The organism is Streptomyces genisteinicus (assembly GCF_014489615.1).
GTDB lineage: Bacteria > Actinomycetota > Actinomycetes > Streptomycetales > Streptomycetaceae > Streptomyces > Streptomyces genisteinicus.
On sequence record NZ_CP060825.1, the window covers coordinates 1,415,267 to 1,438,413 of the forward strand.

General features: G+C 73.4%; 23 protein-coding genes. 5 read left to right on the plus strand and 18 right to left on the minus strand.

The features are described 5' to 3' along the window. The first annotated feature begins 282 nt into the window (after window positions 1-282). A complete protein-coding gene (locus tag IAG43_RS06260) occupies window positions 283-636 on the plus strand; it encodes a hypothetical protein (RefSeq protein WP_187739763.1) in 354 nt (117 codons plus the stop codon). 119 nt (window positions 637-755) lie between these two features. On the opposite strand, the gene IAG43_RS06265 is transcribed toward IAG43_RS06260, so the two are convergent. Both IAG43_RS06265 and IAG43_RS06270 read right to left on the minus strand, forming a co-directional pair. Next, a complete protein-coding gene (locus IAG43_RS06265) occupies window positions 756-1,445 on the minus strand; it encodes a response regulator (protein ID WP_187739764.1) in 690 nt (229 codons plus the stop codon). Window positions 1,446-1,461: 16 nt separating this feature from the next. Next, window positions 1,462-2,658, minus strand: a complete 1,197-nt coding sequence (locus tag IAG43_RS06270) for a sensor histidine kinase (protein WP_187739765.1) — start codon at window positions 2,656-2,658, stop codon at window positions 1,462-1,464. Window positions 2,659-2,873: 215 nt separating this feature from the next. Here IAG43_RS06270 and IAG43_RS06275 point away from each other — a divergent pair, with 215 nt between their 5' ends. Next, on the plus strand, window positions 2,874-3,272 hold the full coding sequence (locus tag IAG43_RS06275; protein ID WP_187739766.1) for a hypothetical protein: 399 nt from the start codon (window positions 2,874-2,876) through the stop codon (window positions 3,270-3,272). Between the two features lie 152 nt (window positions 3,273-3,424). Here IAG43_RS06275 and der read toward each other — a convergent pair whose 3' ends face one another. From der to IAG43_RS06295, 4 genes are all read right to left on the minus strand, one after another. Beyond that, window positions 3,425-4,873 carry a ribosome biogenesis GTPase Der gene (gene der, locus IAG43_RS06280; protein ID WP_187739767.1) on the minus strand — a complete coding sequence of 483 codons (1,449 nt, stop codon included), beginning with the start codon at window positions 4,871-4,873 and terminating at the stop codon, window positions 3,425-3,427. A 58-nt stretch (window positions 4,874-4,931) separates the two neighbouring features. Continuing rightward, window positions 4,932-5,576, minus strand: a complete 645-nt coding sequence (locus IAG43_RS06285) for a lysophospholipid acyltransferase family protein (protein ID WP_187739768.1) — start codon at window positions 5,574-5,576, stop codon at window positions 4,932-4,934. After that, window positions 5,573-6,271, minus strand: coding sequence for a (d)CMP kinase (cmk, locus tag IAG43_RS06290; protein WP_187739769.1), 699 nt, complete (start codon window positions 6,269-6,271; stop codon window positions 5,573-5,575). Before cmk ends, IAG43_RS06285 begins: the two co-directional genes overlap by 4 nt. A 138-nt stretch (window positions 6,272-6,409) precedes the next feature. Next, window positions 6,410-7,495: a prephenate dehydrogenase gene (locus IAG43_RS06295; protein ID WP_187739770.1), complete on the minus strand. Its 1,086-nt coding sequence runs from the start codon at window positions 7,493-7,495 to the stop codon at window positions 6,410-6,412. Window positions 7,496-8,821: 1,326 nt separating this feature from the next. Here IAG43_RS06295 and IAG43_RS06300 point away from each other — a divergent pair. Continuing rightward, window positions 8,822-10,039, plus strand: coding sequence for an IS110 family RNA-guided transposase (locus tag IAG43_RS06300; RefSeq protein ID WP_187739771.1), 1,218 nt, complete (start codon window positions 8,822-8,824; stop codon window positions 10,037-10,039). Window positions 10,040-10,119: 80 nt separating this feature from the next. Here IAG43_RS06300 and IAG43_RS06305 read toward each other — a convergent pair whose 3' ends face one another. Together IAG43_RS06305 and IAG43_RS06310 are read right to left on the minus strand one after the other, a co-directional pair. Further along, window positions 10,120-11,328, minus strand: coding sequence for an SGNH/GDSL hydrolase family protein (locus IAG43_RS06305; protein ID WP_187739772.1), 1,209 nt, complete (start codon window positions 11,326-11,328; stop codon window positions 10,120-10,122). Window positions 11,329-11,381: 53 nt separating this feature from the next. After that, window positions 11,382-11,957: a TetR/AcrR family transcriptional regulator gene (locus IAG43_RS06310; RefSeq protein ID WP_187739773.1), complete on the minus strand. Its 576-nt coding sequence runs from the start codon at window positions 11,955-11,957 to the stop codon at window positions 11,382-11,384. 92 nt (window positions 11,958-12,049) lie between these two features. On the opposite strand from IAG43_RS06310, the gene IAG43_RS06315 reads away from it, so the two are divergent. Both IAG43_RS06315 and IAG43_RS06320 read left to right on the plus strand, forming a co-directional pair. After that, window positions 12,050-12,385, plus strand: a complete 336-nt coding sequence (locus IAG43_RS06315) for a DUF952 domain-containing protein (RefSeq protein WP_187739774.1) — start codon at window positions 12,050-12,052, stop codon at window positions 12,383-12,385. A gap of 139 nt (window positions 12,386-12,524) precedes the next feature. Further along, complete coding sequence (locus tag IAG43_RS06320) at window positions 12,525-12,959, plus strand: Rieske (2Fe-2S) protein (protein WP_187739775.1); 435 nt, start codon at window positions 12,525-12,527, stop codon at window positions 12,957-12,959. A 21-nt stretch (window positions 12,960-12,980) separates the two neighbouring features. Here IAG43_RS06320 and IAG43_RS06325 read toward each other — a convergent pair whose 3' ends face one another. The 10 genes from IAG43_RS06325 to ald form a co-directional block, all read right to left on the minus strand. Beyond that, window positions 12,981-14,051 carry an ADP-ribosylglycohydrolase family protein gene (locus IAG43_RS06325; protein WP_187739776.1) on the minus strand — a complete coding sequence of 357 codons (1,071 nt, stop codon included), beginning with the start codon at window positions 14,049-14,051 and terminating at the stop codon, window positions 12,981-12,983. After that, window positions 14,048-14,767: an NUDIX hydrolase gene (locus IAG43_RS06330; RefSeq protein ID WP_187739777.1), complete on the minus strand. Its 720-nt coding sequence runs from the start codon at window positions 14,765-14,767 to the stop codon at window positions 14,048-14,050. Before IAG43_RS06330 ends, IAG43_RS06325 begins: the two co-directional genes overlap by 4 nt. Continuing rightward, complete coding sequence (locus tag IAG43_RS06335) at window positions 14,767-15,837, minus strand: AAA family ATPase (protein WP_187739778.1); 1,071 nt, start codon at window positions 15,835-15,837, stop codon at window positions 14,767-14,769. The genes IAG43_RS06330 and IAG43_RS06335 overlap by 1 nt, the downstream gene beginning before the upstream one ends. Then, a complete protein-coding gene (pnuC, locus tag IAG43_RS06340) occupies window positions 15,834-16,490 on the minus strand; it encodes a nicotinamide riboside transporter PnuC (RefSeq protein ID WP_187739779.1) in 657 nt (218 codons plus the stop codon). Before pnuC ends, IAG43_RS06335 begins: the two co-directional genes overlap by 4 nt. A gap of 180 nt (window positions 16,491-16,670) precedes the next feature. After that, a complete protein-coding gene (locus tag IAG43_RS06345) occupies window positions 16,671-17,819 on the minus strand; it encodes a pseudouridine synthase (RefSeq protein ID WP_187739780.1) in 1,149 nt (382 codons plus the stop codon). Beyond that, window positions 17,819-18,397 (minus strand): SMC-Scp complex subunit ScpB, encoded by a 579-nt coding sequence (scpB, locus tag IAG43_RS06350; RefSeq protein ID WP_246574702.1) that lies wholly within the window; start codon window positions 18,395-18,397, stop codon window positions 17,819-17,821. Before scpB ends, IAG43_RS06345 begins: the two co-directional genes overlap by 1 nt. Before the next feature lie 32 nt (window positions 18,398-18,429). Further along, complete coding sequence (locus IAG43_RS06355; protein ID WP_187739781.1) at window positions 18,430-19,806, minus strand: segregation and condensation protein A; 1,377 nt, start codon at window positions 19,804-19,806, stop codon at window positions 18,430-18,432. Between the two features lie 52 nt (window positions 19,807-19,858). Next, on the minus strand, window positions 19,859-20,416 hold the full coding sequence (locus IAG43_RS06360; protein ID WP_187739782.1) for a hypothetical protein: 558 nt from the start codon (window positions 20,414-20,416) through the stop codon (window positions 19,859-19,861). Beyond that, window positions 20,401-21,576 (minus strand): ParA family protein, encoded by a 1,176-nt coding sequence (locus IAG43_RS06365; RefSeq protein WP_187739783.1) that lies wholly within the window; start codon window positions 21,574-21,576, stop codon window positions 20,401-20,403. Before IAG43_RS06365 ends, IAG43_RS06360 begins: the two co-directional genes overlap by 16 nt. A gap of 337 nt (window positions 21,577-21,913) precedes the next feature. Then, complete coding sequence (ald, locus tag IAG43_RS06370) at window positions 21,914-23,029, minus strand: alanine dehydrogenase (RefSeq protein WP_187744317.1); 1,116 nt, start codon at window positions 23,027-23,029, stop codon at window positions 21,914-21,916. Window positions 23,030-23,147 lie beyond the last annotated feature (118 nt).

Below are 23,147 nucleotides of genomic sequence, written 5' to 3' on the forward strand. Positions count from 1 at the left end.
CCCGGCGGCCGCATCCGGCGGTCGCCGGGCCGTGGTCTGTCCACGACCCGGCGCGAGAGCACCCCATCCGGCGCGCAGACCCACGCCCCACGCGCACCGGAGCGCGCGGTCACCCGCCGCAGGAGCGCGGCCACCCGCGCCGGACCACCGCTCCCGGGGCAGCCGGTCGTCCGCGGAGCCCGGCCCCCGACGGCGGATCCTCCGCGCGTGCCGGGCCTCCCCCGGAAGAATGCACGGCCGCGCAGACCGCATCCGCGAGGACTGCCTGATCGTTGCAGGTACGTGCACACATACGACCCTTTCCGCCAGCCGTACCAGAGCCCGATCCCCTCGGCGCGCGCAGCGCGTGACGGTTCGTCGGGCGACTCGCCCACGCCGATCTACGACGCGCTGTACTCCGAGTTCCGCCGGGCGTTCCGGACGCTTCCCGGAGACCGGAGCGGTGAGGAGGAGCTCGGCTTCCGGGGGTTCGGGTCGACCGGGCTCCACAGCAGCCGCGGCGGACTCGGCACGTACTCGGGGCACTTCAGCCCGGTCCACCCGGGCAACAACTGGCAGCCGTACCACCAGGTCGTGCGGCCGCCGAACGGGCACGAGCCCGCGGCCCTGCCGCCGGGCCCCCGCCGGGGCGCCTGAGCCGGACACGACGGTGCCCCTGCCCCGCTGCCCGGGGCACCGTCCGGTCCGATCTGATCCGGACGCCCCGGGGCCCGGACCCCGCCGAACGGCGAACCCGCGGGGGCCGGGGCCACGGGTCAGGCAGGACCGCCCGGCGTGACCAGCCCCGTCTCGTACGCGACCACGACGGCCTGAGCCCTGCTGTTCAGGCCCAGTTTGGCCATGGTGCGGTTGAGATGGGTCTTCACGGTGGCCTCGGAGATGAACAGCTCCCCCGCGATCTCCGCGTTGGACCTGCCGGTGCCCGTGAGCCGGAGCACCTCGGTCTCGCGGTCGGTGAGCTGCTCGATCTCCACCGGCCGTCCCCCGAGGGGTTCACCCCCCGGCACCGTGCGCGAGAACGCCTCGACCAACCGCCGCGTGACGGTCGGCGCGAAAATGGCGTCGCCCGCGGCGACGGCCGCGACCGCGGCCAGCAGACGCGTCGGGCCGGTGTCCTTGAGGACGAAGCCGTCGGCCCCCACCCGCAGCGCCTGATAGACGTACGCGTCGAGGTCGAACGTGGTCAGCATCAGAATCCTCGGCCGTGGCACGGCCGCGGTGGCACCGTGCTCCAGAATCCGCCGGGCGGCCTCGATACCGTCCATCCGGGGCATGCGGATGTCCATGAGGATCACCTCGGGACGCAGGAGCGCGGCCAGCCGGACGGCCTCCTCGCCGTCCGCTGCCTGACCGGCGACGGACATGCCGTCCGCCGCCTCCAGCAGGCCCACGATGCCGGCGCGTATGAGGTACTGGTCGTCGACCACGAGTACCCGGATCGTCATGGCGGGGGCGCCCTCCTCAGCCGCCCGCCGGCCCCTCTCCTCCCGCGGGAGGCGAGGACGTCGGCAGCACGAGCTGTACGCGGAAGCCCCCGTCGGGGCCCGGGCCCGTCGTCACGGTGCCCCCGTAGAGCTTCGCCCGTTCCCGCATGCCGATCAACCCGTGCCCGCCGCCGTCGCCGCTTCCGGCCGGATCCGGGCCGGGGCCGTCGTCCGTCACGGTCACCATGAGGTGGTGCGGCCCGTAGCGGACCTGCACCACCGCGCCGGCGGGCCGCGCGTGACGGAGGACGTTGGTGAGCGCCTCCTGCACGACCCGGTACGCGCAGAGCTCCACCCCGGGCGGCAACGACCGGGCCCGCCCGTCCAGGACCAGCTCGACATCGACGCCCCCCTCGCGCATCCGGGCGGCCATCTCGCCGAGCCCGCCCAGCGTGGGCATGGGGGTGTACGACTCGGGCGTGTTGTCCCCGGCGCGCAGCAGGGTGAGCATCCGCCGCATCTCTTCCAGCGCCTCGCTGGAAGTGCCGGCGATGGTGACGAGCGCCTTGCGGGCGGCCCCGGGGTCCGTGTCGAAGACGTAGTGGGCGAGACCGGACTGGACGGCGATCACGGACATGTGGTGGGCGATCACGTCGTGGAGCTCGCGGGCGATGCGCGCCTGCTCGTCGGCGACCGCACGCTCGGCCTTCACGTCGCGTTCGGCCCGCAGTTGGGCCGCGAGCTCGGCCAGGCGTCTGCCACGGCGCTCCGACTCGCGTGCGGACTGGCCGAAGCGGACGAGTACGGCCGGCACGACGACGCCCAGCGCCGCGGCGGCCGCCACCGACCCCCCGGGCGCCGTGAATCCCCCGTACACCCACACGGCGCCGACCCCCGCGCCCGCCGTGACGGCGGTGCGGAGCGGGCGGGTGGCCGCGACGGTGTAGAGCGCCAGTTGAGCCGCGAGGCTGTTCACCACCGGCCAGGAGCCGAGGGCGATGTACGCCGTCCACAGGACGAGAACGCCGGACACGACGAGAACGGGAGTCCGGCGCCGGAAGCACAGCAGCACGTGGACCGCGAGTGTCAGGAGACAGCCGGCCCGGTTCAGCGGCGGATACCCCTCACCGGTGTCCTGCCGCCCCAGCAGCAGCGCGCACCCGAGAACCGCCGCCGCGACGAGGACGTCCAGGGCCCCAGTGGATCGCCGGACCGGTGTCCGCGGACGCTGCATGCGGCGCAGACTACCGGCGCCCCTGCCGGCCGGGCGTCAACTCCCGGTCTACCGCCAGGGTTTACCCGGTACCCGGCGCCGGGTTGACGCCGACGGAGTGCGGCGGCTCCTACCGTCGTGCCAGCCAGCCGGCAGCCCGCGGACCGGACACGACGGACCGGGGCCACACCGTGCCGCCGCACCCCGTGCGCCGGCACCCCAGCCGAAGGAGCCCCATGCCCACCATGACCCGGCCGAACCGGAAGCGGTACGGCAGGAAGACGACCCGCAACACCCTCGTCGTGGCGGCGGCCGCCGCCTCGGCCCTCGTCCTGGCCGCCCCCACCGCCGGAGCCGCAGGCGTGCCGGGCGGCGGCGGCTCGGCCACCTGGTACGCGGACGGCGACAAGATGAGGATCTGCGACACGGCGGCGGACGGAAAGTCCGTCGTCGTGATCGCGAGCTTCACGAACACCTGGAAGTGGCACACCAGCGGAGCCGGCGGCTGCACCGACCGCTCGTACGGCAACCTCCCCGAAGGATTCGCCTTCTCGTTCAGAGTCTGCCTCGGCGACTTCAGCGAGCAGTACTACCTCCCCGCCACCTGCAGCGCCTCGGCGCCGGCCTGGGCCTGACCCGCCCGGAACCGCCGCGGGGGACCGCCGGCGCGCGCCCGGCGCTCCCGGGCCGCCCCGGCGGACGGCACGGTGCCCCGGACCGCGGCTCACGCCGGCGGTCCGGGGCACCGTGCCGCGGCTCCGCACACGACGCGTGCGGAGCCGCGGTCTCACTTCTTGCGGCTGCGCTTCTCCCGCACCCGCACCGAGATGTGGATCGGGGTCCCCTCGAAACCGAACTCCTCGCGCAGCCTGCGCTCCACGAACCGGCGGTAGCCGTGCTCCAGGAAGCCGGAGGCGAAGAGCACGAAGCGGGGCGGCTTGGTGCCGGCCTGCGTGCCGAAGAGGATGCGGGGCTGCTTGCCGCCGCGGATCGGGTGCGGGTGCGCGGCGACGATCTCGCCCAGGAAAGCGTTCAGACGGCCGGTGGGGACACGGGTCTCCCAGCCCGCCAGCGCCGTCTCGATCGCCGGGACGAGCTTCTCCATGTGGCGGCCGGTGAGGGCCGACACGTTCACCCGGGGCGCCCAGGCGACCTGCTGCATCTCGGTCTCGATCTCGCGCTCGAGGTAGTAGCGGCGCTCCTCGTCCAGGTCGTCCCACTTGTTGTAGGCGACGACGATCGCGCGGCCCGCCTCGACGGCCATCGTGATGATGCGCTGGTCCTGGACGCTGATGGTGTCCGTCGCGTCGATCAGGATGACGGCGACCTCCGCCTTCTCGACGGCGGCGGCCGTGCGGAGCGAGGCGTAGTAGTCGGCGCCCTGCTGGAGGTGGACCCGCTTGCGGATACCGGCGGTGTCGACGAACTTCCAGGTCACGCCGCCGAGTTCGATGAGCTCGTCGACCGGGTCCCGGGTGGTGCCCGCGAGCTCGTTGACGACGACGCGCTCCTCGCGGGCCACCTTGTTCAGCAGCGAGGACTTGCCCACGTTGGGGCGGCCGATCAGCGCGATGCGGCGCGGCCCGCCGACCGCCGTGCCGAAGGTCTGGGCGGGGGCGTCGGGCAGGACCTCCAGGACGGCGTCGAGCATGTCGCCGGTGCCGCGGCCGTGGAGCGAGGAGACGGGGTGCGGCTCGCCCAGACCGAGCGACCACAGCGCCGTCGCGTCCGCCTCGCCGCTCGGTCCGTCGACCTTGTTGGCGCAGAGCACCACGGGCTTGCCCGCCCGGCGCAGCAGCTTGACGACGGCCTCGTCGGTGTCGGTGGCGCCGACGGTCGAGTCGACCACGAAGACGACCGCGTCGGCGGCCTCGATGGCGTACTCGGCCTGGGCGGCGACGGAGGCGTCGATGCCGAGGACGTCCTGCTCCCAGCCGCCGGTGTCGACGACCTTGAAACGGCGGCCCGCCCACTCGGCCTCGTAGGTCACCCGGTCACGGGTGACACCGGGCTTGTCCTCGACGACCGCCTCGCGGCGGCCGATGATGCGGTTCACCAGGGTCGACTTGCCGACATTCGGACGGCCGACGACGGCGAGCACCGGAAGCGGGCCGTGCCCGGCCTCCTCGATCGCGCCCTCGACGTCCTCGACGTCGAAGCCCTCTTCCGCGGCGAGCTCCATGAACTCCGCGTACTCGGTGTCCCCGAGCGCTCCGTGGTCGTGCTGGTCGTTCATGAAGTCCGTTCCTCATTCGTCACTGGACCGCGTCGGGCGGCCCATTACTCACGTCTGTCTAGCGCCCGGTGAGGCGCTTCGCGTCCTTCAGGTGGACGGTCAGCCGCTCCTGGACGCGTACGGTCGCCTCGTCGAGCGCCTTGCGCGTCCGGCGGCCGGTGCCGTCGCCGGCCTGGAACGCCTCGCCGAAGACGAGGTCGACCCGGCTCCGCAGCGGAGGCAGCTGCCGTATCAACCGTCCGCGGCGCTCCGTGCTTCCCAGCACCGCCACCGGGACGATCGGCGCACCGCTGCGCACGGCGAAGTACGCGAGGCCGGCGCGCAGCGACGCGAAGTCGCCCTCGCCCCGGGTGCCCTCGGGGAAGATGCCGAGCACACCGCCGTTCTCCAGCACACCGAGCGCGTTGCCGATCGCCGTGCGGTCGGCGGTCGTCCGGTCCACCTGGACCTGCCCGATACCGGTCAGGAAGGCGCCGAGCGGGCCGACGAACGCCTCCTTCTTGATCAGGAAGTGCACGGGCCGGGGCGCGGTGCCCATCAGCATCGGGCCGTCGATGTTGTGCGAGTGGTTGACGGCCATGATGACCGGCCCCGACGCCGGCACGTGCCAGGCGCCCAGCACCCGCGGCTTCCACAGCCCGTACATGAGGCCGATGCCGATGCCCCGGCCGACGGCCGCGCCCTTCAGCGAGGGAACGGTCACCTGGCGACCTGCTTCGGCGTGCTCCGGCGCTCCTCGACCAGGGTCACGACGCACTCGATGACCTGCTGGAGGCTGAGATCGGTGGTGTCGACCTCGACGGCGTCGTCCGCCTTGGCGAGCGGGGACGTCTTGCGGCTCGAGTCGGCCGCGTCCCGGCGGATCAGCGCCTCGCGGGTGGCGGCGACGTCGGAGCCCTTGATCTCGCCGCTGCGGCGCGCGGCACGGGCCTCGGGCGACGCCGTCAGGAAGATCTTCAGGTCGGCGTCGGGCAGCACGGTGGTGCCGATGTCGCGGCCCTCGACGACGATCCCCTGCGCGGCGGCCGAGGCGATGGACCGCTGGAGGTCGGTGATCACGGTGCGCACCTCGGGCACGGCGCTGACGGCGCTGACCTTGGAGGTGACCTCCTGGGTGCGGATCGGGCCGGACGCGTCGAGGCCGTCGACGGTGATCGCCGGGGCGGCCGGGTCGGTGCCCGACTCGATGACCGGCTTGCCCGCGACGGCGGCGATCGCCGCCGGGTCGGCGACGTCGATGCCGTTGCTGATCATCCACCACGTGATCGCCCGGTACTGGGCGCCGGTGTCGAGATAGCTCAGCCCGAGGGCGGAGGCGACGGCCTTGGAGGTGCTCGACTTGCCCGTGCCGGAGGGGCCGTCGATGGCGACGATCACGGATTCCACGGTGTCGGACACCTTTCAGGTCTGGGGTGGCGGGCCGGCGGACTGCCGATGTGCCCGGCACCAGGTTACCGAGTGCCGGACACCCCTCATGCACACGGACTCCGGCCGGCCCCGCGCCCCGCCCGCCCCGGGCCACCGGCCCGCCCCGGGCTACTGGCGCAGCGCCCAGCCCCGCTCGCGCAGCGCGGCGCTCAGGACCGGGGCGGCCGACGGCTCGACCATGAGCTGCACCACACCGGCCTGCTGTCCCGTGGCGTGCTCGATGCGCACGTCCTCGATGTTCACGCCGCCCCTGCCGGCGTCCGCGAAGATCCGGGCGAGCTCACCGGGCTGGTCGCTGATGAGGACGGCGACCGTCTCGTACGAGGCGGGGGCCGCGCCGTGCTTGCCGGGCACCCGTGCGCGGCCCGCGTTGCCGCGGCGCAGCACATCCTCGATGCCCGCGGCGCCCGCCGAACGCTCGGACGCGTCGGCGGCCTGGAGCGAGCGCAGGGAACGCACGGTCTCCTCCAGATCCGAGGCGACGCCCGCCAGCACGTCGGCGACCGGGCCGGGGTTGGCCGACAGGATGTCCACCCACATCCGGGGGTCGGACGCGGCGATCCGGGTCACGTCGCGGATGCCCTGGCCGCAGAGCCGGACGGCCGTCTCGTCGGCCTCCCGCAACCGGGCGGCGACCATGGAGGAGACCAACTGCGGAGTGTGCGAGACGAGCGCGACGGCCCGGTCGTGGGCGTCCGCGTCCATCACCACGGGGACGGCACGGCACAGCGCGACCAGTTCCAGGGCCAGGTTGAGCACCTCGGTGTCCGTGTCCCGGGTGGGTGTGAGGACCCAGGGGCGGCCCTCGAAGAGGTCCGCGCTGGCGGCGAGCGGCCCGGAGCGCTCCTTGCCGGACATCGGGTGGCTGCCGATGTACGCGGACAGGTCGACGCCCGCCGCCTCCAGCTCGCGGCGCGGTCCGCCCTTGACGCTGGCGACGTCGAGGTAGCCGCGGGCGGCGCCCTCCTTCATCGCCCCGGCGAGCGCGGCGGCCACATGGGCGGGGGGCACGGCGATCACCGCGAGGTCCACCCGGCCCTCGGGCGGCGCATCGGTCCCGGCCCCGAGCGCCGCGGCGGTGCGCGCCTGCGCGGCGTCGTGGTCGACGAGGTGCACGGTGACCCCGCGGCCCGCGAGCGCGAGCGCGGCAGACGTGCCGATCAGTCCGGTTCCGATGACGAGCGCGGTTCTCACGGGGCGGGGTCCTCATGACGGGGCGGGGGCGCCGCGGGGCGGCGGCCGACGCGGGGGGTGCTGCGCACCAGGGTAGCCAGGTTTGTTGCGGGGTCCTTGCGGGACGGGGGGGGTGCCCGCGGGGGCGGGTGCGTTGTGGGGTGCGGGTGTGGGGGTGGCGCACCCCCGCTGCGCGCGGGTTGTCCTCAGACGCCGGACAGGCTTTGTTGCCCGGTCGGGCATCTGTGCTGTGTGCAGGCGGGGGTGGTGCACCCCCGCTCCGCGCGGGTGTCCTCAAACGCCGGACAGGCTTGAGTTGCCCGAACTGGGTCCGCACCGCAGGACGAACGTTGCGGGTCCCTCCGGAGGCTAGAGCGCCCGCTCGCCCCAATATGACTCTCCCTAGCTCGACGACCGTCGGGCGCTTACGCCTCCTGTGCGCCCCGTGTCCGCGGCGAACGCACCGGCCGGACGGGGGGAGGGAGCAGTTCCGGCTGCGGGTAGGTGGGTGCAGGGTGGCCGTCCGAGACCGGGGACGCGGCACGAGGCGATGTGGGCGCCTGCCCGTACATGTTCGGCCCGTCCGGCAAGGACACCTCGCACGCGCAGCGGAGGTGGGAAAGCCACCCGGTCCCGCGACCACCCACGCAAACAGCACACACGGCGGAAGATGCTCACGACCACCGGGGCCGCGGACGAAGAGACAGCCCCCACACCGGCGGGCCGGTACGTTCCACGCGGACACGGGGCGCGCAGGAGGCGTAAGCGCCCGACGGTCCTCCGGCTAGGGCAGGTCAAGTCTGGGGCGAGCGGGCGCTCTAGCCTCCGGAGGGACCCGCAACCCCCACTCCACGCACCGGACCAGCGCCGTGCAACCCAAGCCCGTCCGGCGCTTGAGGACACCCGCGCGCAGCGGGGGTGCACCACCCCCGCCCGCACAAGAAAAACACGCCCCACCGGGCAACAAAGCCCGTCCGGCGTCTGAGGACAACCCGCGCGCAGCGTGGGTGCGCCACCCACACACCCGCACCCAAACGTGCACCGCACCCGGGAACACCGCAACGCCCCCCAAGGGGACCCGCCCCGTTATGTTTTCTGCGGCTCCGCAATGGGGCCGCTGGCCTTCGGGTCCGGCATGACTGTTGCCCCCTGTCGAAGGCATGACCTGGGGGGTGGTGTCACCGGGTCCGGGGGTGTTCGTCGGAGACGCTGATCAGAGGTCCGGCCGCCGTCCGGTCCGGCGCAATGCCGGACAGTTCGCGGGCGGCAGGTCTGCATAACGTGGATGCGCGAGCACGACACCCGAGCCGAGGCCTGCACCGCCAACACCCCCTGGGAAGGGGCACGATGTTCGAGATCGAAGACGTGGGCGTGTTCCTGGGCCTGGACGTCGGCAAGAGTGCCCACCACGGTCATGGGCTCACCCCGGGTGGGAAGAAGGTCTTCGATAAACCGCTGCCCAACAGCGAGCCGAAGCTGCGGGCCGTGCTCGACAAGCTGAACGAGAAGTTCGGCACCGTCCTGGTGGTCGTGGACCAGCCCGCCTCCATCGGCGCCCTGCCGCTGACCGTCGCCCGCGACGCCGGCTGCCAGGTCGCCTACCTGCCCGGACTCGCGATGCGCCGGATCGCCGACCTCTACCCCGGCGAGGCCAAGACCGACGCCAAGGACGCCGCCGTCATCGCGGACGCGGCCCGCACCATGCCGCACACCCTGCGCTCGCTGGAACTGACCGACGAGATCACCGCCGAGCTCACCGTGCTCGTCGGCTTCGACCAGGACCTCGCCGCCGAGGCCACCCGCACCTCCAACCGAATACGCGGCCTGCTCACCCAGTTCCACCCCAGCCTGGAACGCGTCCTGGGCCCTCGCCTGGACCACCAGGCCGTCACCTGGCTGCTGGAGCGCCACGGATCCCCGGCCGCCCTGCGCAAGGCAGGCCGCCGCAGACTCGTGGACCTGATCCGCCCCAAGGCCCCGCGCATGGCCACCCGGCTGATCGACGATGTCTTCAACGCGCTCGACGAGCAGACCGTCGTCGTTCCCGGGACCGGCACCCTCGACATCGTCATCCCCTCCCTGGCCGCCTCGCTCGCCGCTGTCCACACCCAGCGCCGGGCGATGGAAGCCCAGATCAACGCCTTGCTGGACGCTCACCCTCTTTCCCCGGTCCTGACGTCGATGCCCGGCGTCGGCGTCAGGACCGCCGCCGTCCTGCTGGTCACCGTCGGCGACGGCACCAGCTTCCCCACCGCCGCCCACCTCGCCTCCTACGCCGGCCTCGCCCCCACCACGAAGCAGTCCGGGACCTCGATCCACGGCGAACACGCACCCCGAGGCGGAAACCGCCAGCTCAAACGGGCGATGTTCCTGTCCGCCTTCGCCTGCATGAACGCCGACCCGGCCTCCCGCGCCTACTACGACAAGCAACGCGCCCGCGGCAAGACCCACACCCAGGCCCTCCTCCGCCTCGCCCGCCAACGCATCAGCGTCCTGTTCGCCATGCTCCGCGACGGCACTTTCTACGAATCCCGGACACCGACGGACGTCGAGCTCGCCGCATAGCCCCCAAGCCCGAACCACCCGAAACCCGACAGAGATGCCTTGACGAAAGACATAGAGGCACCCCCCGCAGGGAACCCCCCTCACGCCGCGCCCGCGGCAAACACCCCGTCCTCCGCGAACACCGCCGTGGCGAAGCGTTCCGCAATGAGGCGGTGGGTGGGGGCGTCGGGGTGGAGGTTGTCCGGGAGGGGCAGGACCTCGTGGTCGGCCTGCCCGTACAGCGCGCGGCCGTCGAGGTGGTGCAGGTGCGGGTCGTCGGCGGAGCGCTCCCGGACGATGCGGGCGAGCTCCTCGCGGATCACGCCGAGCGTCAGCTTGCCCGCCGCCCGCTCCGCGGGATCCCCCGTGGCCACGAAGCGCACCCGGCCGGTCGACAGGGCCTGGAGGTCGGGGGCGCCGGGGCCGGGGGTGTCCTCGTGGATGGGGCAGAGGATCGGGGAGACGACGAGCAGCGGCGTGGTGGGGTGTCCGTCGCGGATGGTGTCGAGGAATCCGTGCACGGCAGGTCCGAACGCCCGCAGCCGCATGAGGTCGAGGTTGACGAGGTTGATCCCGATCTTGACGCTGATCAGGTCGGCCGGGGTGTCCCGCATGGCGCGCGCGGTGAACGGGTCGAGCAGGGCGCTGCCGCCGAGCCCGAGGTTGATCAGGCCGACGCCGCCCAGCGTGGCGGCGAGCGCGGGCCAGGTGGAGGTGGGTCCGGCGGCCTCGGAGCCGTGGCTGATGGAGCTGCCGTGGTGGAGCCATACACGGCCGCGTTCCTCCACGGCGGCGACGGGGGCGTCGGTGCGCAGGGCGACGAGTTCGGTGGTCTCGTTGTGCGGGAGCCAGATCTCGACGGTCTTCTCGTGGTCCGGCAGGCCGTCGAACCGGGCGGTGCCGGGCTCTCCGGTGCGGCGGTCGGTCGCCCAGGTCTCCATGTCGATGGTGAGGGTGTTGCCGCCCGGGACGGTGGTGCGTCCGGCGGGTCGGCCGTCGACGAGGAGTTCGTAGACGCCGTCGGGCCGGGGCGGGGCGCCGGTGTAGGCGCGTTTGGTGGGCAGCGTGTCCAGCTCGACGGCGGTGGCCCGGGTGCGGAACACGAGGCGGACGCCGGAGGGCTGTGCCTCGACCATGGCGAGCTGGGGGTCGGTGCACTGGGCGCGGGCCCGTGCGGGCAGCCGGTGGGGCAGCAGTCCGTGCGCGGTGCGCTCCAGGTCGAGCGCGCCGCGCAGGAGGTCCTCGGTGAGGGGGGTGGTGATCCAGTCGCCGCGGTGGGACGGGGCGCCGGGTGCGGGGGTGGTGTCCATGTCGGGTGCCGTTCCCGGCGGCGCGGGGCGCCGCCGTGGTGGTGGGGTGGGGCTCAGCGGCCGGGGGCCGGCCAGTGCCGCAGGAGGACGTCGAGGGCGTCGACGGCCCGTTCCCAGCTCGTCTGCGGGGTGGGGGTGCTGTGGTCGAAGGCGCCGGCGTTCTCCAGGCCCGCCCAGCCGTTGAAGACGCTGCCGAGCAGTCGCACGGCGTGCACGCTCTCGTCCTCGGGGACGTCGTAGCCGCGCAGGATCGCCCGGGTCATCCGGGCGTGGCGCGGGCCGGCGCTCGCGGCGGCCGTCTGCGGGTCGAGCGGGTGACGGGTGGCGGCCCAGCGGCCGGGGTGCTCGCGGGCGTAGTCGCGGTAGGCGTCGGCGAAGGCGGCCAGGGCCTCCTTGCCGGATCTGCCCGCCACCGCGTCGGCGGCGCGGTCGGCCAGTTCCTCGAGGGCGAGCAGGGCGATCCGGGTCGTCAGGTCGTCGGTGCCGCGTACGTGGGCGTAGAGGCTGGCGGGCCGGACGCCGAACCGGCGGGCGAGGGCGGAGACGGTCACCGCGTCGAGGCCGGCCTCGTCGGCGAGCTCGGCGCCGGCTCTGGTGAGCCGTTCGGGTGTCAGCCCTGCGCGTGCCATGGTCTGCTCCTCCTGGTTTCCTTCAGTGAGTATGCATGTGCCTACAAGGTATAGGCAAAGTGTGAGTGCACGAAGGCTGCTAGAACGGGTGCATGATCTTCCATGTCGTGCCCGAGGACCGGTGGACAGCCGGTGCCCCCGCCCCGTACGCCCCCGCCTCCCTGGCCGAGGAGGGCTTCGTCCACTGCTCGGCGGACGAGCCGGCCGCGCTGGCCGTGGCCGACGCCCGCTACCGCGAGGTGCCGGGCACGCTGCTGGTGCTGGCGGTAGACCCGTCCCGGCTGTCGGCGGAGGTCCGGTGGGAGGAGGTCGGCGGGACGGCGTATCCGCATGTCCACGGCCCCGTGGAACGCGGGGCCGTGGTGGCGGTGTCCACCGTGGTGCGGGACGGGACCGGCCGGGCGACGGGGCTCGTCCCGGGTCCGTGAGGGGTCCGCGCGGCCGATGGCGCTGGGCCGGCGGACGGACACCGGGGGCGCGGTTGCTTCGCGGCGGGCGCGCGGGCGGCGACGATGCCCCTGGCGCCGGCGAGGCCGGCCGTGACGTCACGGGACGAGGGAGAGTGCGATGGACACGTGCCGACGGTCGGTTCTGGCGGCAGGCGCAGCGGGCGCGGTCGGCCTGGTGACGGGGTGCGGCGGGGACGACGGCGGCCCGTCCGCCCCGGCGGCGTCCGACGGCGCCTCCGCGTCGGGCGGGGCCTCCTCCCCCGCCGGCGAGGAGCTGACGGGGACGGCGGACGTCCCGGTGGGCGGCGGCACCGTCTTCAAGGAGCAGAAGGTCGTGGTGACCCAGCCGGAGGCCGGTCGGTTCAAGGCGTTCTCGGCGATCTGCACCCATCAGCAGTGCCTGGTCACAGAGGTCGCGGACGGGCTGATCGTCTGCCCCTGCCACGGCAGCAGGTTCCGCGTCACCGACGGCTCGGTGGAGCGGGGCCCGGCGACCCGGCCGCTGCCGCCGGAGCAGATCACCGTGTCCGGGGATGCCGTGCTGCTGACCTGACGGCCGGAGCCGGCCGCGGGCTCAGGCGTCCCAGGCCGCGCCCAGGGCCAGCAGTTCGTCGCGGTACTCGATCCGGTCCGCCCATGCGGCGGGCCACGCGTCCGCCCCGAGGTGGGCTCCCGCGAAGGCGCCGGCGAGGCAGGCGATGGAGTCGGAGTCTCCCCGGGTGCAGGCCGCCCGGCGCAGCGCGGTGAGCGGCTCGCCCGGGAACATCAGGAAGCACAGCAGACCCGTCGCGAGGGCCTCCTCGGCGATCCAGCCGTCTCCGGTGACCAGGCAGGGGTCGATCTCCGGCTCGGGCGAGCGCACGGCCGCGGCGAGGCGCTCCAGCACGGCGAGGCACTCGTCCCAGCCGCGGGCGATGAAGTCCTCGGGGCTCGCGTCGGCGGTCGAGTGCCGCCACAGGTCCCCCAGCCACTCCTCGTGGTACGCGCGGCGCATGTCCAGCGCGTACGAGCGCAGCCGGCCGACCAGGCCGGTGGGTTCCGCGCCGTCGGCGAGCAGGCGGATCGCGTGCGCCGTGAGGTCGCTCGCGGCGAGGGCGGTGGGGTGGCCGTGGGTGAGGGCGGACTGCAGCTGGGCGGCTCCGGCGCGGTGCCGGGGGCTCAGTCCGGGGATCAGGCCGACGGGCGCGACGCGCATGTTGGCGCCGCATCCCTTGGAGGCGATCTGGCTCGCCTCCTGCCAGGGCAGGTCCGGGTCGTCGAGCTTCCGGCAGGCCACCAGGCAGGTGCGGCCGGGCGCCCGGTTGTTCTCCGGCGAGTGGTACCAGTCGGTGAACTCCTCGCGGACGGGACGGATCATCCGCAGCGGGGCGAGGGTGCCGCGGGACAGTGCCGTGCGCAGGCCGCGGCCGAGGGCGAGGGTCATCTGGGTGTCGTCGGTGACGATGGCGGGCTGGGGCAGGTCCATCGACCGCCAGGGTCCGCACTTCGCGAGGATCGAGGGCACGTCGTTGAACTCGGTCGGGAAGCCGAGCGCGTCCCCGAGGGCCAGTCCGACGAGGGAGCCGGTCGCCGCCCGCTTCGCCGCGGCACGGGAGGCGGCGGGCGGGGCCGGATTCCGGGTGGGGTCCGGGGTGGTGGAGGTCATGGGTGCCGTCCTTCCGGGCGCAACAGGGGCGGATGCAGGGAGCGGGCGGGGCCCGCGCGGTGGAGTGCGGCCGGTTTCCCGCGGCCGCCGGTGCGGCGCGGTCCGCCCTCGACGGCTTCGACGAAGCCGGGGGTGGCGAGGACCTTGCGGCGGAAGTTGGGCCGGTCGAGGGCGACGCCCCAGACGGTCTCGTAGACCTGCTGGAGCTCTCCGAGGGTGAACTCGGGCGGGCAGAAGGCGGTGGCGACGCATGTGTACTCGAACTTGGCGGCGACGCGTTCGACGGCATCGGCCAGGATGCGGACGTGGTCGAAGGCGAGCGGTCCGGTGCCGGCGGCCGGGACCCACCGGGCCCGTGCGGCGTCCCCGCCGCCCCGGGGCTCCGGCGGGTCGGGCACGAGCGCGGTGAACGCCACCGACACCACCCGCATCCTCGGGTCGCGTCCGGGGTCGCTGTAGGTGCGCAGTTGTTCCAGGTGCAGGCCGGCCGCGGTCGCCGGGGACAGCCCGGTCTCCTCGGCCAGTTCGCGGCGGGCGGCCGACTCGGCCGACTCGTCGGGCAGCAGGAATCCGCCGGGCAGGGCCCAGTCGCCGCGGTACGGGTCCTGCCCCCGTTCGACGAGGAGCACCTGGAGGGTGTCGCCGCGCACGGTGAGGACCGCGAGGTCGACGGTGACGGCGAAGGGCGGGAACGCGTGCGGGTCGTACCGTTCCATCAGCGGCGCTCCGGGAGCGGGTCGGCGAACCGGAGGCCGTCGTCCAGCAGCGCGTCGACCGCCTCGACCGCGGCGGCGAGCCTCTCCTCGCGGTCTCCGGTGACCTCGGCGAAGGGACGTCCGGTGCGGGTCAGCTCCTCGCGGAAGCGGCCGGTCATCCAGGGGCGCAGGTGCTCCCCGTCGCGCAGGCCGTCGTCCTCGAAGGCGACCCCGCGGTGGTCGGTCAGGATCCACAGGTGCTGGCGCCTCGGTTCGGTGGCGACCGGGTAGGGGGCGTCCATGTAGCGCTCGTGCCAGACGGTGGTCGCGAAGGCGTCGGTGTCGCAGACGAGGAGCGGCGACCCCGCGCGGGCCGCGGCCTCCTCCCGGGCGGCCTGCTCCCGGGCGATGACGGGGAACTCCTCGGAGGTGAACACCACCTCGGACCAGTCGGCCCCGGGGCGACGGGCGCGCAGGGCGGCGAGCCGGGCCTCGCTGTACTCCCTGCCGTATTCGGCGACCCAGCCGGTGCGCGCCCAGACGCCGCCGCGCCGGCGGTAGTGGGCGGCGAGGTCGCGGGAGAGGGTGGTGGTGCCGGTGGACTCGGCGCCGAGGACCACGACCCGGCGGGTCAGCGCGGCCCGGACGGGGGCGGCGAGGAAGTCCCAGAGGCCCGCGGGGTCGGCCCGCACGGCGGTGCCGGAGACCGGGAACGCGGAGCGGTCCGGGTCGACGGAGACGTGCAGGGCTCCGAAGCGGCGGGCGAGTTCGGGGCCGTACTCCTCCGAGGTGTACACGGCGTCGACCGGTTCGGGGACGGCCGCGGTGAAGACGGCCATGTGGGCGTCCCACACGCCGGGGTCGTGGAGGTCGACGGGGGTGTCGTCGACGGCTCCGACCACCCGGACGCCGGGGTGGACCTCGCGCATCCAGGCGACCCGGTCGGCGAGGGGCACGGTCTCCACGGAGGAGGCGCAGACCAGGACGGTGAGCCGTGCGCAGTGCTCGGCGGCGGTGCGGACGAGGTGGTGGTGGCCGGCGTGCGGCGGGTAGAACTTGCCGAGCACCAGACCGTGCGCGGGGCGGCTCATGCGACGGCCTCCGCCGTGGTCCGCGGCCCGCCGTGGGCGAGGTCGCGGTGCCAGTTGCGCAGCCCGATCAGGCACAGGGTCAGGAAGCCGGCGTAGAGCAGCGAGGTCAGGTAGAGCTCCTTGTGGGCGTAGAGCGGGATGTAGACGACGTCCGCGGCGATCCACAGCCACCAGGACTCCAGGCGCTTGCGGCACTGGCCGTAGGTCGCCATCAGGGAGAGCGCGGTGGTCAGGGCGTCCCAGAAGGGGACGGTGGAGTCGGTGGCCCGGTCGAGCAGGAGTGTGAGTCCGGTGGTCCCCACCGCCCCCGCCGCGAGCAGCCACAGCCACTCGGTGCGCGTCGTGCGGCGCACGGGCAGCGTGCCGGAGCCTGGTCCACCCCCGTGGGTCCAGGTCCACCAGCCGTACGCGGCGAGGGCGATGAAGACGATCTGGAGGCCGGCGTCGGCGTAGAGCCCGGCCTGGGTGAACAGCAGGATGAAGAAGAGGTTGTTGGCGATGCCGATCGGCCAGTTGGCGATGTGCTGGCGGGCGACGAGCCAGACGCAGAGCGCGCCGCTGCCGAAGCCGAGGACCTCGACCCAGCTGACGGGCGTGTCGAGCAGGGTGAACAGCGGTTGCTGCAAGGGCTGGAGCATGTCTGCGAGGCTCACACCGACCTCCTTAATGGTCACTGTGACCATAAATGCTGCCGGTGCTCCTCCACAAGGGGTTTCCGGGGCCGGGATCGACGGTGGCGGCGGGGCCGGATCGCGGGGCGGCGAGCCGGGACCGCACGCGAAGGAGCCCGCGACCTGGCGGTCGCGGGCTCCTTCGGTGCGGTCGGGCCGGTCCTAGAGACCGACCTCCTTCATCAGCATGCCGACCTCGGTGTTGGTCAGCCGGCGCAGCCAGCCGGACTTCTGGTCGCCGAGCGCGATCGGGCCGAACGCGGTGCGCACCAGCTTGTCGACGGGGAAGCCCGCCTCCGCCAGCATGCGGCGCACGATGTGCTTGCGGCCCTCGTGGAGGACCACCTCGACCAGGTAGTTCTTGCCGGTCTGCTCCACGACCCGGAAGTGGTCGGCGCGGGCGTAGCCGTCCTCCAGCTGGATGCCGTCCTTGAGCCGCTTGCCCACCTCCCGGGGCAGCGGGCCCTGGATGGCGGCCAGGTAGGTCTTCTTGACGCCGTACTTGGGGTGGGTGAGGCGGTGGGCCAGTTCACCGTGGTTGGTGAGCAGGATGATGCCCTCGGTCTCGGTGTCCAGCCGGCCGACGTGGAAGAGCCGGGTCTCGCGGTTGGTGACGTAGTCGCCGAGGCACTGGCGTCCGTCCGGGTCCTCCATCGTGGAGACGACGCCGGCGGGCTTGTTCAGCGCGAAGAACAGGTAGGACTGGGTCGCGACGGTCAGGCCGTCGACCTTGATCTCGTCCTTCTCGGGGTCCACGCGGACGCCCTGTTCGATCACGATGCTGCCGTTGACCTCGACACGGCCCGCCTCGATCAGCTCCTCGCACGCCCGGCGGGAGCCCATACCGGCCCGGGCCAGCACCTTCTGCAGCCGCTCGCCCTCCTGCTCGCCGAACGTCTTGGGGGTCTTGATCTGGGGCTTGTTCTCGTACCGCTCGCGGTTGCGCTGCTCGGCGCGGGCGTCGTACTCGCGCGAGCGGGCCGGCGCCGTGCGGCCGCCGCCGCGCTGCGGGGACTGGCGGGGGCCGCCCTTCGCTCCGCCGCGGGCCGCTCCGCCGCGGCCCTTCTTCGGGCCGCCGGGGCCGTCGGAGGGCATGTCGACGTCGTAGCGACGCTCCTCGGGGCGGGGGTTGCGGGGGCGGCCGCCGCCCTGCCGGTCGTCGCGGCCGTTGCCCGCGCCCCGGTAGTTGCCGCGCCCGCCGCCGTCGCCGCCGCGCCGGGCGCCACCGCTGCTGCCGCGGCCGCCGCTGTTGCCACCACGGCTCCCGCCGTTGTTTCCGCTGCTGTTCCTGCCGCTGCTGCTGCTTCGCATCACATTTCCGTCGTGTCGTCTGCGTCCTCGTGGCCCGGCGCCTCCGGTGCGTCCGGGTCGAACGACGGGAGCCCTTCCTGCGTCTCCGCCTCGATCGCGTCCGCCTCGGGGAGGAAGGGCGCGAGCTCCGGGAGCTCGTCCAGGCCGCGCAGGCCCATCCGCTCCAGGAAGTAGTTCGTCGTCCTGTACAGGATCGCACCTGTTTCGGGTTCCGTGCCCGCCTCCCCGACCAGACCCCGCTGGAGCAGGGTGCGCATGACCCCGTCGCAGTTCACTCCGCGCACCGCGGACACCCTCGACCGGCTCACCGGCTGGCGGTACGCGACGACCGCGAGGGTCTCCAGGGCGGCCTGGGTGAGGCGGGCGTGCTGCCCGTCGAGCACGAAACGCTCCACCGCGTCGGCGTGCGCGGGCCGGCTGTAGAACCGCCAGCCGCCCGCGACCAGCCGCAGCTCGAACCCGCGGCCCTGCACGGTGTACTCGTCCGCCAGCTCCCGCAGGGCGTCGGCGACGGCGCGGCGCGGCACCTCGAGGATCTTCGCGAGGTGCTCCTCGGTCGCGGGCTCGTCGACGACCATGAGAACGGCCTCCAGCGCGGGCTTGAGCTCGCTCACTCCTTCTCCTCCACGACCTGGTCGAATTCGTCGGTGACGGTCACCTCGCCGGCGCCGTCCCCGGCGGCCCAGGTGACGGTCAGCTCCCCGAGCGCCTCCGGCTGGTCCAGCACGAGGGCCTTCTCCCGGTACAGCTCCAGCAGGGCCAGGAAGCGCGCGACGACGGTGAGGGTGTCGTCGACGCCCTCGGTCAGCTCGCGGAAGCTGGCCGTGCCGCGCTCCCTGAGCAGGGCGACCACCACCTCGGCCTGCTCCCGGACGCTGACCAGCGGGGCGTGGATGTGGTCGACGTACACCTGCGGCTTCGGCTTCGGCTGCATCGCCTTGACCGCGAGCCGGGCGAAGCCCTCGGCCCCGATGCTGATCACGACGTCGGGCAGCAGCTCCGCGTGGTGCGGTTCGAGGCCGACGGTGCGCGGGAAGCGCCGCGACTCGTCGTCCAGCCGCCGCTCGAAGATCTCGGCGATCTGCTTGTACGCCCGGTACTGGAGCAGCCGCGCGAACAGCAGGTCGCGTGCTTCGAGCAGCGCGAGGTCGGCCTCGTCCTCCACCTCGGCGGCCGGCAGCAGCCGCGCGGCCTTGAGGTCGAGCAGCGTGGCGGCCACGACGAGGAACTCGGTCGTCTGATCGAGGTCCCAGTCGGGGCCCATGGACCGGATGTGCGCCATGAACTCGTCGGTGACCTTGGAGAGGGCGACCTCGGTGACGTCCATCTTGTGCTTGGCGATCAGTTGCAGGAGCAGGTCGAACGGCCCCTCGAAGTTGGCCAGCCGCACGGTGAACCGCCCGTCCCCCTCGGACGCGGACGCCGCGCCGGGCGCGGCATCGGATGCGGGGACGGCGCCGGGCGCGGGAGCCACGTCGGGGACGGGAGCGGGAGCGGCTTCCGGCGCGGGAACGCGGGCGTGCGCGGGGACGGCGCCGGGCTCGGGAGCCGCCTCCGGCCGGAGGGCGTCGCGGGGAGCCGTCGCGCCGGCGGTACCCGGGTCCGGCGCGGACCCGGTGGCGCCCCCGGCGGGAGGGGCCTCGGCGGCTGCGGGCGGGGCGGCCTCGGGAGCACCCGCCGCGCCGGACGCGACAGGCGGGACGTGCTCAGCGCCTCGCACCGCTCCGGACGCGGCGGAGGGGCCGGAATCCGGCGCGGGGGCCGTCGCCGGTGCGGGTGGACTGGCCGTGGTGGCCGCTTCCGCGGCTTCGGGCGCGGGGGCGCTCGGGGAGGCCGTCCGCGCGGCGGGAGCACCCGCGCCGTCCGGCGCGTCCGCGTCCGCGGGCGCCTCGTCCGGGGCGACGGGCTCGGGGGCGGCCGGTGCCCCGGGCCCCCGGCCCAGCACGCGGCGGCGGGCCGGGCGGGACGTCTCGTCGGTCGGGGGCATCGTGGTCCAGGGGCGGAAAAAGCGCGGGCGGGCAGGCCCGCAGGCTACCGCGTCAGCGGCCCCGGAGGCGGCGCACCAGGATGCTCGCGTCGCCGCGCTGCTCCAGGTCCGCCAGCACCACCGCGACCGCCTCGCGGACGATGCGCCCGCGGTCGACGGCCAGGCCGTGCTCGCCGCGCAGCACCAGGCGCGCGTGCTCCAGGTCCATCAGCTCCTCGGCGGAGACGTAGACCGTGATCTTCTCGTCGTGGCGCTCGCGTCCGCTCGGCCGCCGGTTGGCGCCCCGGCCGCGCCGGCGGGCCGCGCCGGTCGCCGCGGCCTCGGTGCCGGGTGCGCGGCGCGTCTTCGCGGCGCCCGTCGCCGCGTCCGCGGCCTCCGTGCCGCGTCCGCGTTCCTCGCCGGGCGCCTCGGGGTCGGCGGCGGGTGCGTGCTCCTGCGAGCGCGGGGCCGCGGCGGAGCCGCTCCGGTCCGACGGGTCGCTCTCGCCCGCCGGTGCCGGCACCCGGGGCTCGCCGCTCGCCTGCTTGCGCGGGGAGGAGGCGGTCAGCCCCGTGCCCCCGGTCGTACGGAACAGCTCGTCGGCACCGGGCAGACTCACTCGGCGTGACACCGGGCGAGCACCTCCCTGGCGAGCTGGCGGTAGGCGGCGGCGCCGACGGAGTTGGACGCGTACGTGGTGATGGGCTCACCGGCGACCGTGGTCTCCGGGAAGCGGACGGTCCGGCCGATGACGGTGTGGTAGACGTGGTCGTCGAAGGCCTCGACGACCCGCGCCAGCACCTCGCGGCTGTGCACCGTGCGGGAGTCGTACATCGTGGCGAGGATGCCGTCGAGCTCCAGCTCGGGGTTGAGCCGCTCCTGGACCTTCTCGATCGTCTCGGTCAGCAGCGCCACTCCGCGCAGGGCGAAGAACTCGCACTCCAGCGGCACGATGACCTTGTGCGCGGCGGTCAGGGCGTTGACCGTGAGCAGGCCGAGCGAGGGCTGGCAGTCGATCACGATGTAGTCGTAGTCGGACATCAGCGGCTTCAGCGCCCGCTGGAGCGTCGACTCGCGGGCGACCTCGCTGACCAGCTGCACCTCGGCGGCGGACAGGTCGATGTTGCTCGGCAGCAGGTCCATGTTGGGCACGGCCGTCTTGAGCAGGACCTCGTCCGCGGACATGCCGCGCTCCATCAGGAGGTTGTAGACGGTGAGGTCGAGCTCCATCGGGTTCACGCCGAGGCCCACGGAGAGCGCGCCCTGCGGGTCGAAGTCGACGAGCAGCACCCGGCGGCCGTACTCGGCGAGCGCGGCTCCCAGGTTGATGGTCGACGTGGTCTTGCCGACGCCGCCCTTCTGGTTGCACATCGCGATGATCTTGGCGGGACCGTGGTCGGTCAGCGGGCCCGGAATCGGGAAGTACGGCAGGGGACGCCCGGTGGGGCCGATCCGCTCGCGGCGCTGACGCGCGGCGTCGGGCGCGAGGGTGGCCGCGTACTCGGGGTCGGGCTCGTATTCGGCGTCGGGGTCGTAGAAGTGCCCTTCGGGGACTTCCTCGTAGGCGGCGAAGTGGGTGGACTCTCGGCCACTCTCGTTGCCGGCCATGGCGTTCACGTGTTGGCCGTCCATCGTCTTCATCGTGTGGGGTGTCGTCATGTGCGTCGTGTGCTGGTGCGTCACGAAGGGGCGGACAGCGACGGAGCCGACTGCCTCGAAACCGGGCGACGGGTGCTGGCCCGCAGCCGTTCCTGGCTGACCACCACCGGGAGTAAATGTCGACTCATTCACAAGTCGTCTTACCTCCTTGGACGGGACCAGGAAACTTATCGATAGGTCAGCGTGGCACCATGCCGACGGTTGGCGACTCTATGGCGTGTCACCGCTCCGCAGCAACACAATCCGCCGGACCCGGCCCGATGTGTCGGCAATCGAACACCCCGCTGTCAAGGGCGCACGACCCGTTCCGTGTGCTTCCGACAGCAGGTTTCAGGGGTGGGCGAAACGGTTGAAGGGTTACGTTCGCGGCGAGTTGAACCCTCGCCGCGAGCGGGGACAAACGTGTCCGGCCGGACCTTGCTGGCCAAGGTCCGGCCGGACACGTGATGTTGACGACGTCGGTTGACCGTCAGCCGAGAAGCGCGCTCAGCTCGACGCTCTCCAGGCCGTGGGCCTCCGCGACCTCCTTGTAAACCACCTTGCCGTCATGGGTGTTGAGACCCTTGGCCAGCGCGGTGTCGCGCCGCAGGGCCTCGGCCCAGCCGTTGTTCGCCAGCGACACGATGTAGGGCAGCGTGGCGTTGGTCAGCGCGTAGGTGGAGGTGTGGGGCACCGCGCCGGGCATGTTGGCGACGCAGTAGAAGACCGAGCCGTGGACCGGGAAGGTCGGGTCGGCGTGGGTGGTGGGACGGGAGTCCTCGAAGCAGCCGCCCTGGTCGATCGCAATGTCGACAAGGACACTTCCGGGCTTCATCTTGGCGACGAGCTCGTTGGTGACCAGCTTCGGCGCCTTCGCACCCGGGATCAGCACGGCGCCGATGACGAGGTCGGCCTCGACGACGGCCTTCTCCAGCTCGAAGGCGTTGGAGACGATCGTCTGCACCTTGGTGCCGAAGATCCTGTCGGCCTCGCGCAGCTTGTTGATGTCCTTGTCGAGCAGGGTCACGTGGAAGCCCATGCCGACGGCGATCTGCGTGGCGTTCCAGCCGGAGACGCCGCCGCCGATGACGACGGCCCTGCCCGCCTGCGTGCCGGGGACGCCGCCGGGGAGCACGCCGCGGCCGCCGGCCGAGCGCATCAGGTGGTAGGCGCCGACCTGCGGGGCCAGCCGGCCCGCGACCTCGGACATCGGGGCGAGGAGCGGCAGGGCGCGGTTCGCGGTCTCGACCGTCTCGTAGGCGATGGCGGTGGTGCCGGACTCCAGCAGGGCGTCGGTGCACTCGCGGGAGGCGGCCAGGTGGAGGTAGGTGAAGAGGGTCTGGTCCTTGCGGAGGCGGTGGTACTCCTCGGCGATCGGCTCCTTGACCTTCAGCAGCAGGTCGGCCGCGGCCCAGACCTCGTCGGCGGTGGGGAGGATCTGCGCCCCCGCCGCGACGAACTCCTCGTCCGTGATCGAGGAGCCGACGCCCGCGTTCTGCTCGATGACGACCTGGTGGCCGTGGCGCACCAGCTCGTGCACGCCGGCGGGGGTGATGGCCACCCGGAACTCGTTGTTCTTGACCTCGCGGGGGATGCCGACCTTCACGTCGATCACGGTCCTTGACTCAGAGGGAAAAAGCGGTCAATGCCATAGATACCCAGCCTCACCGGGCATACCGGGGCACACCATGTGAAGGCCCGGCATCAACCAGTCTAATGAAGGA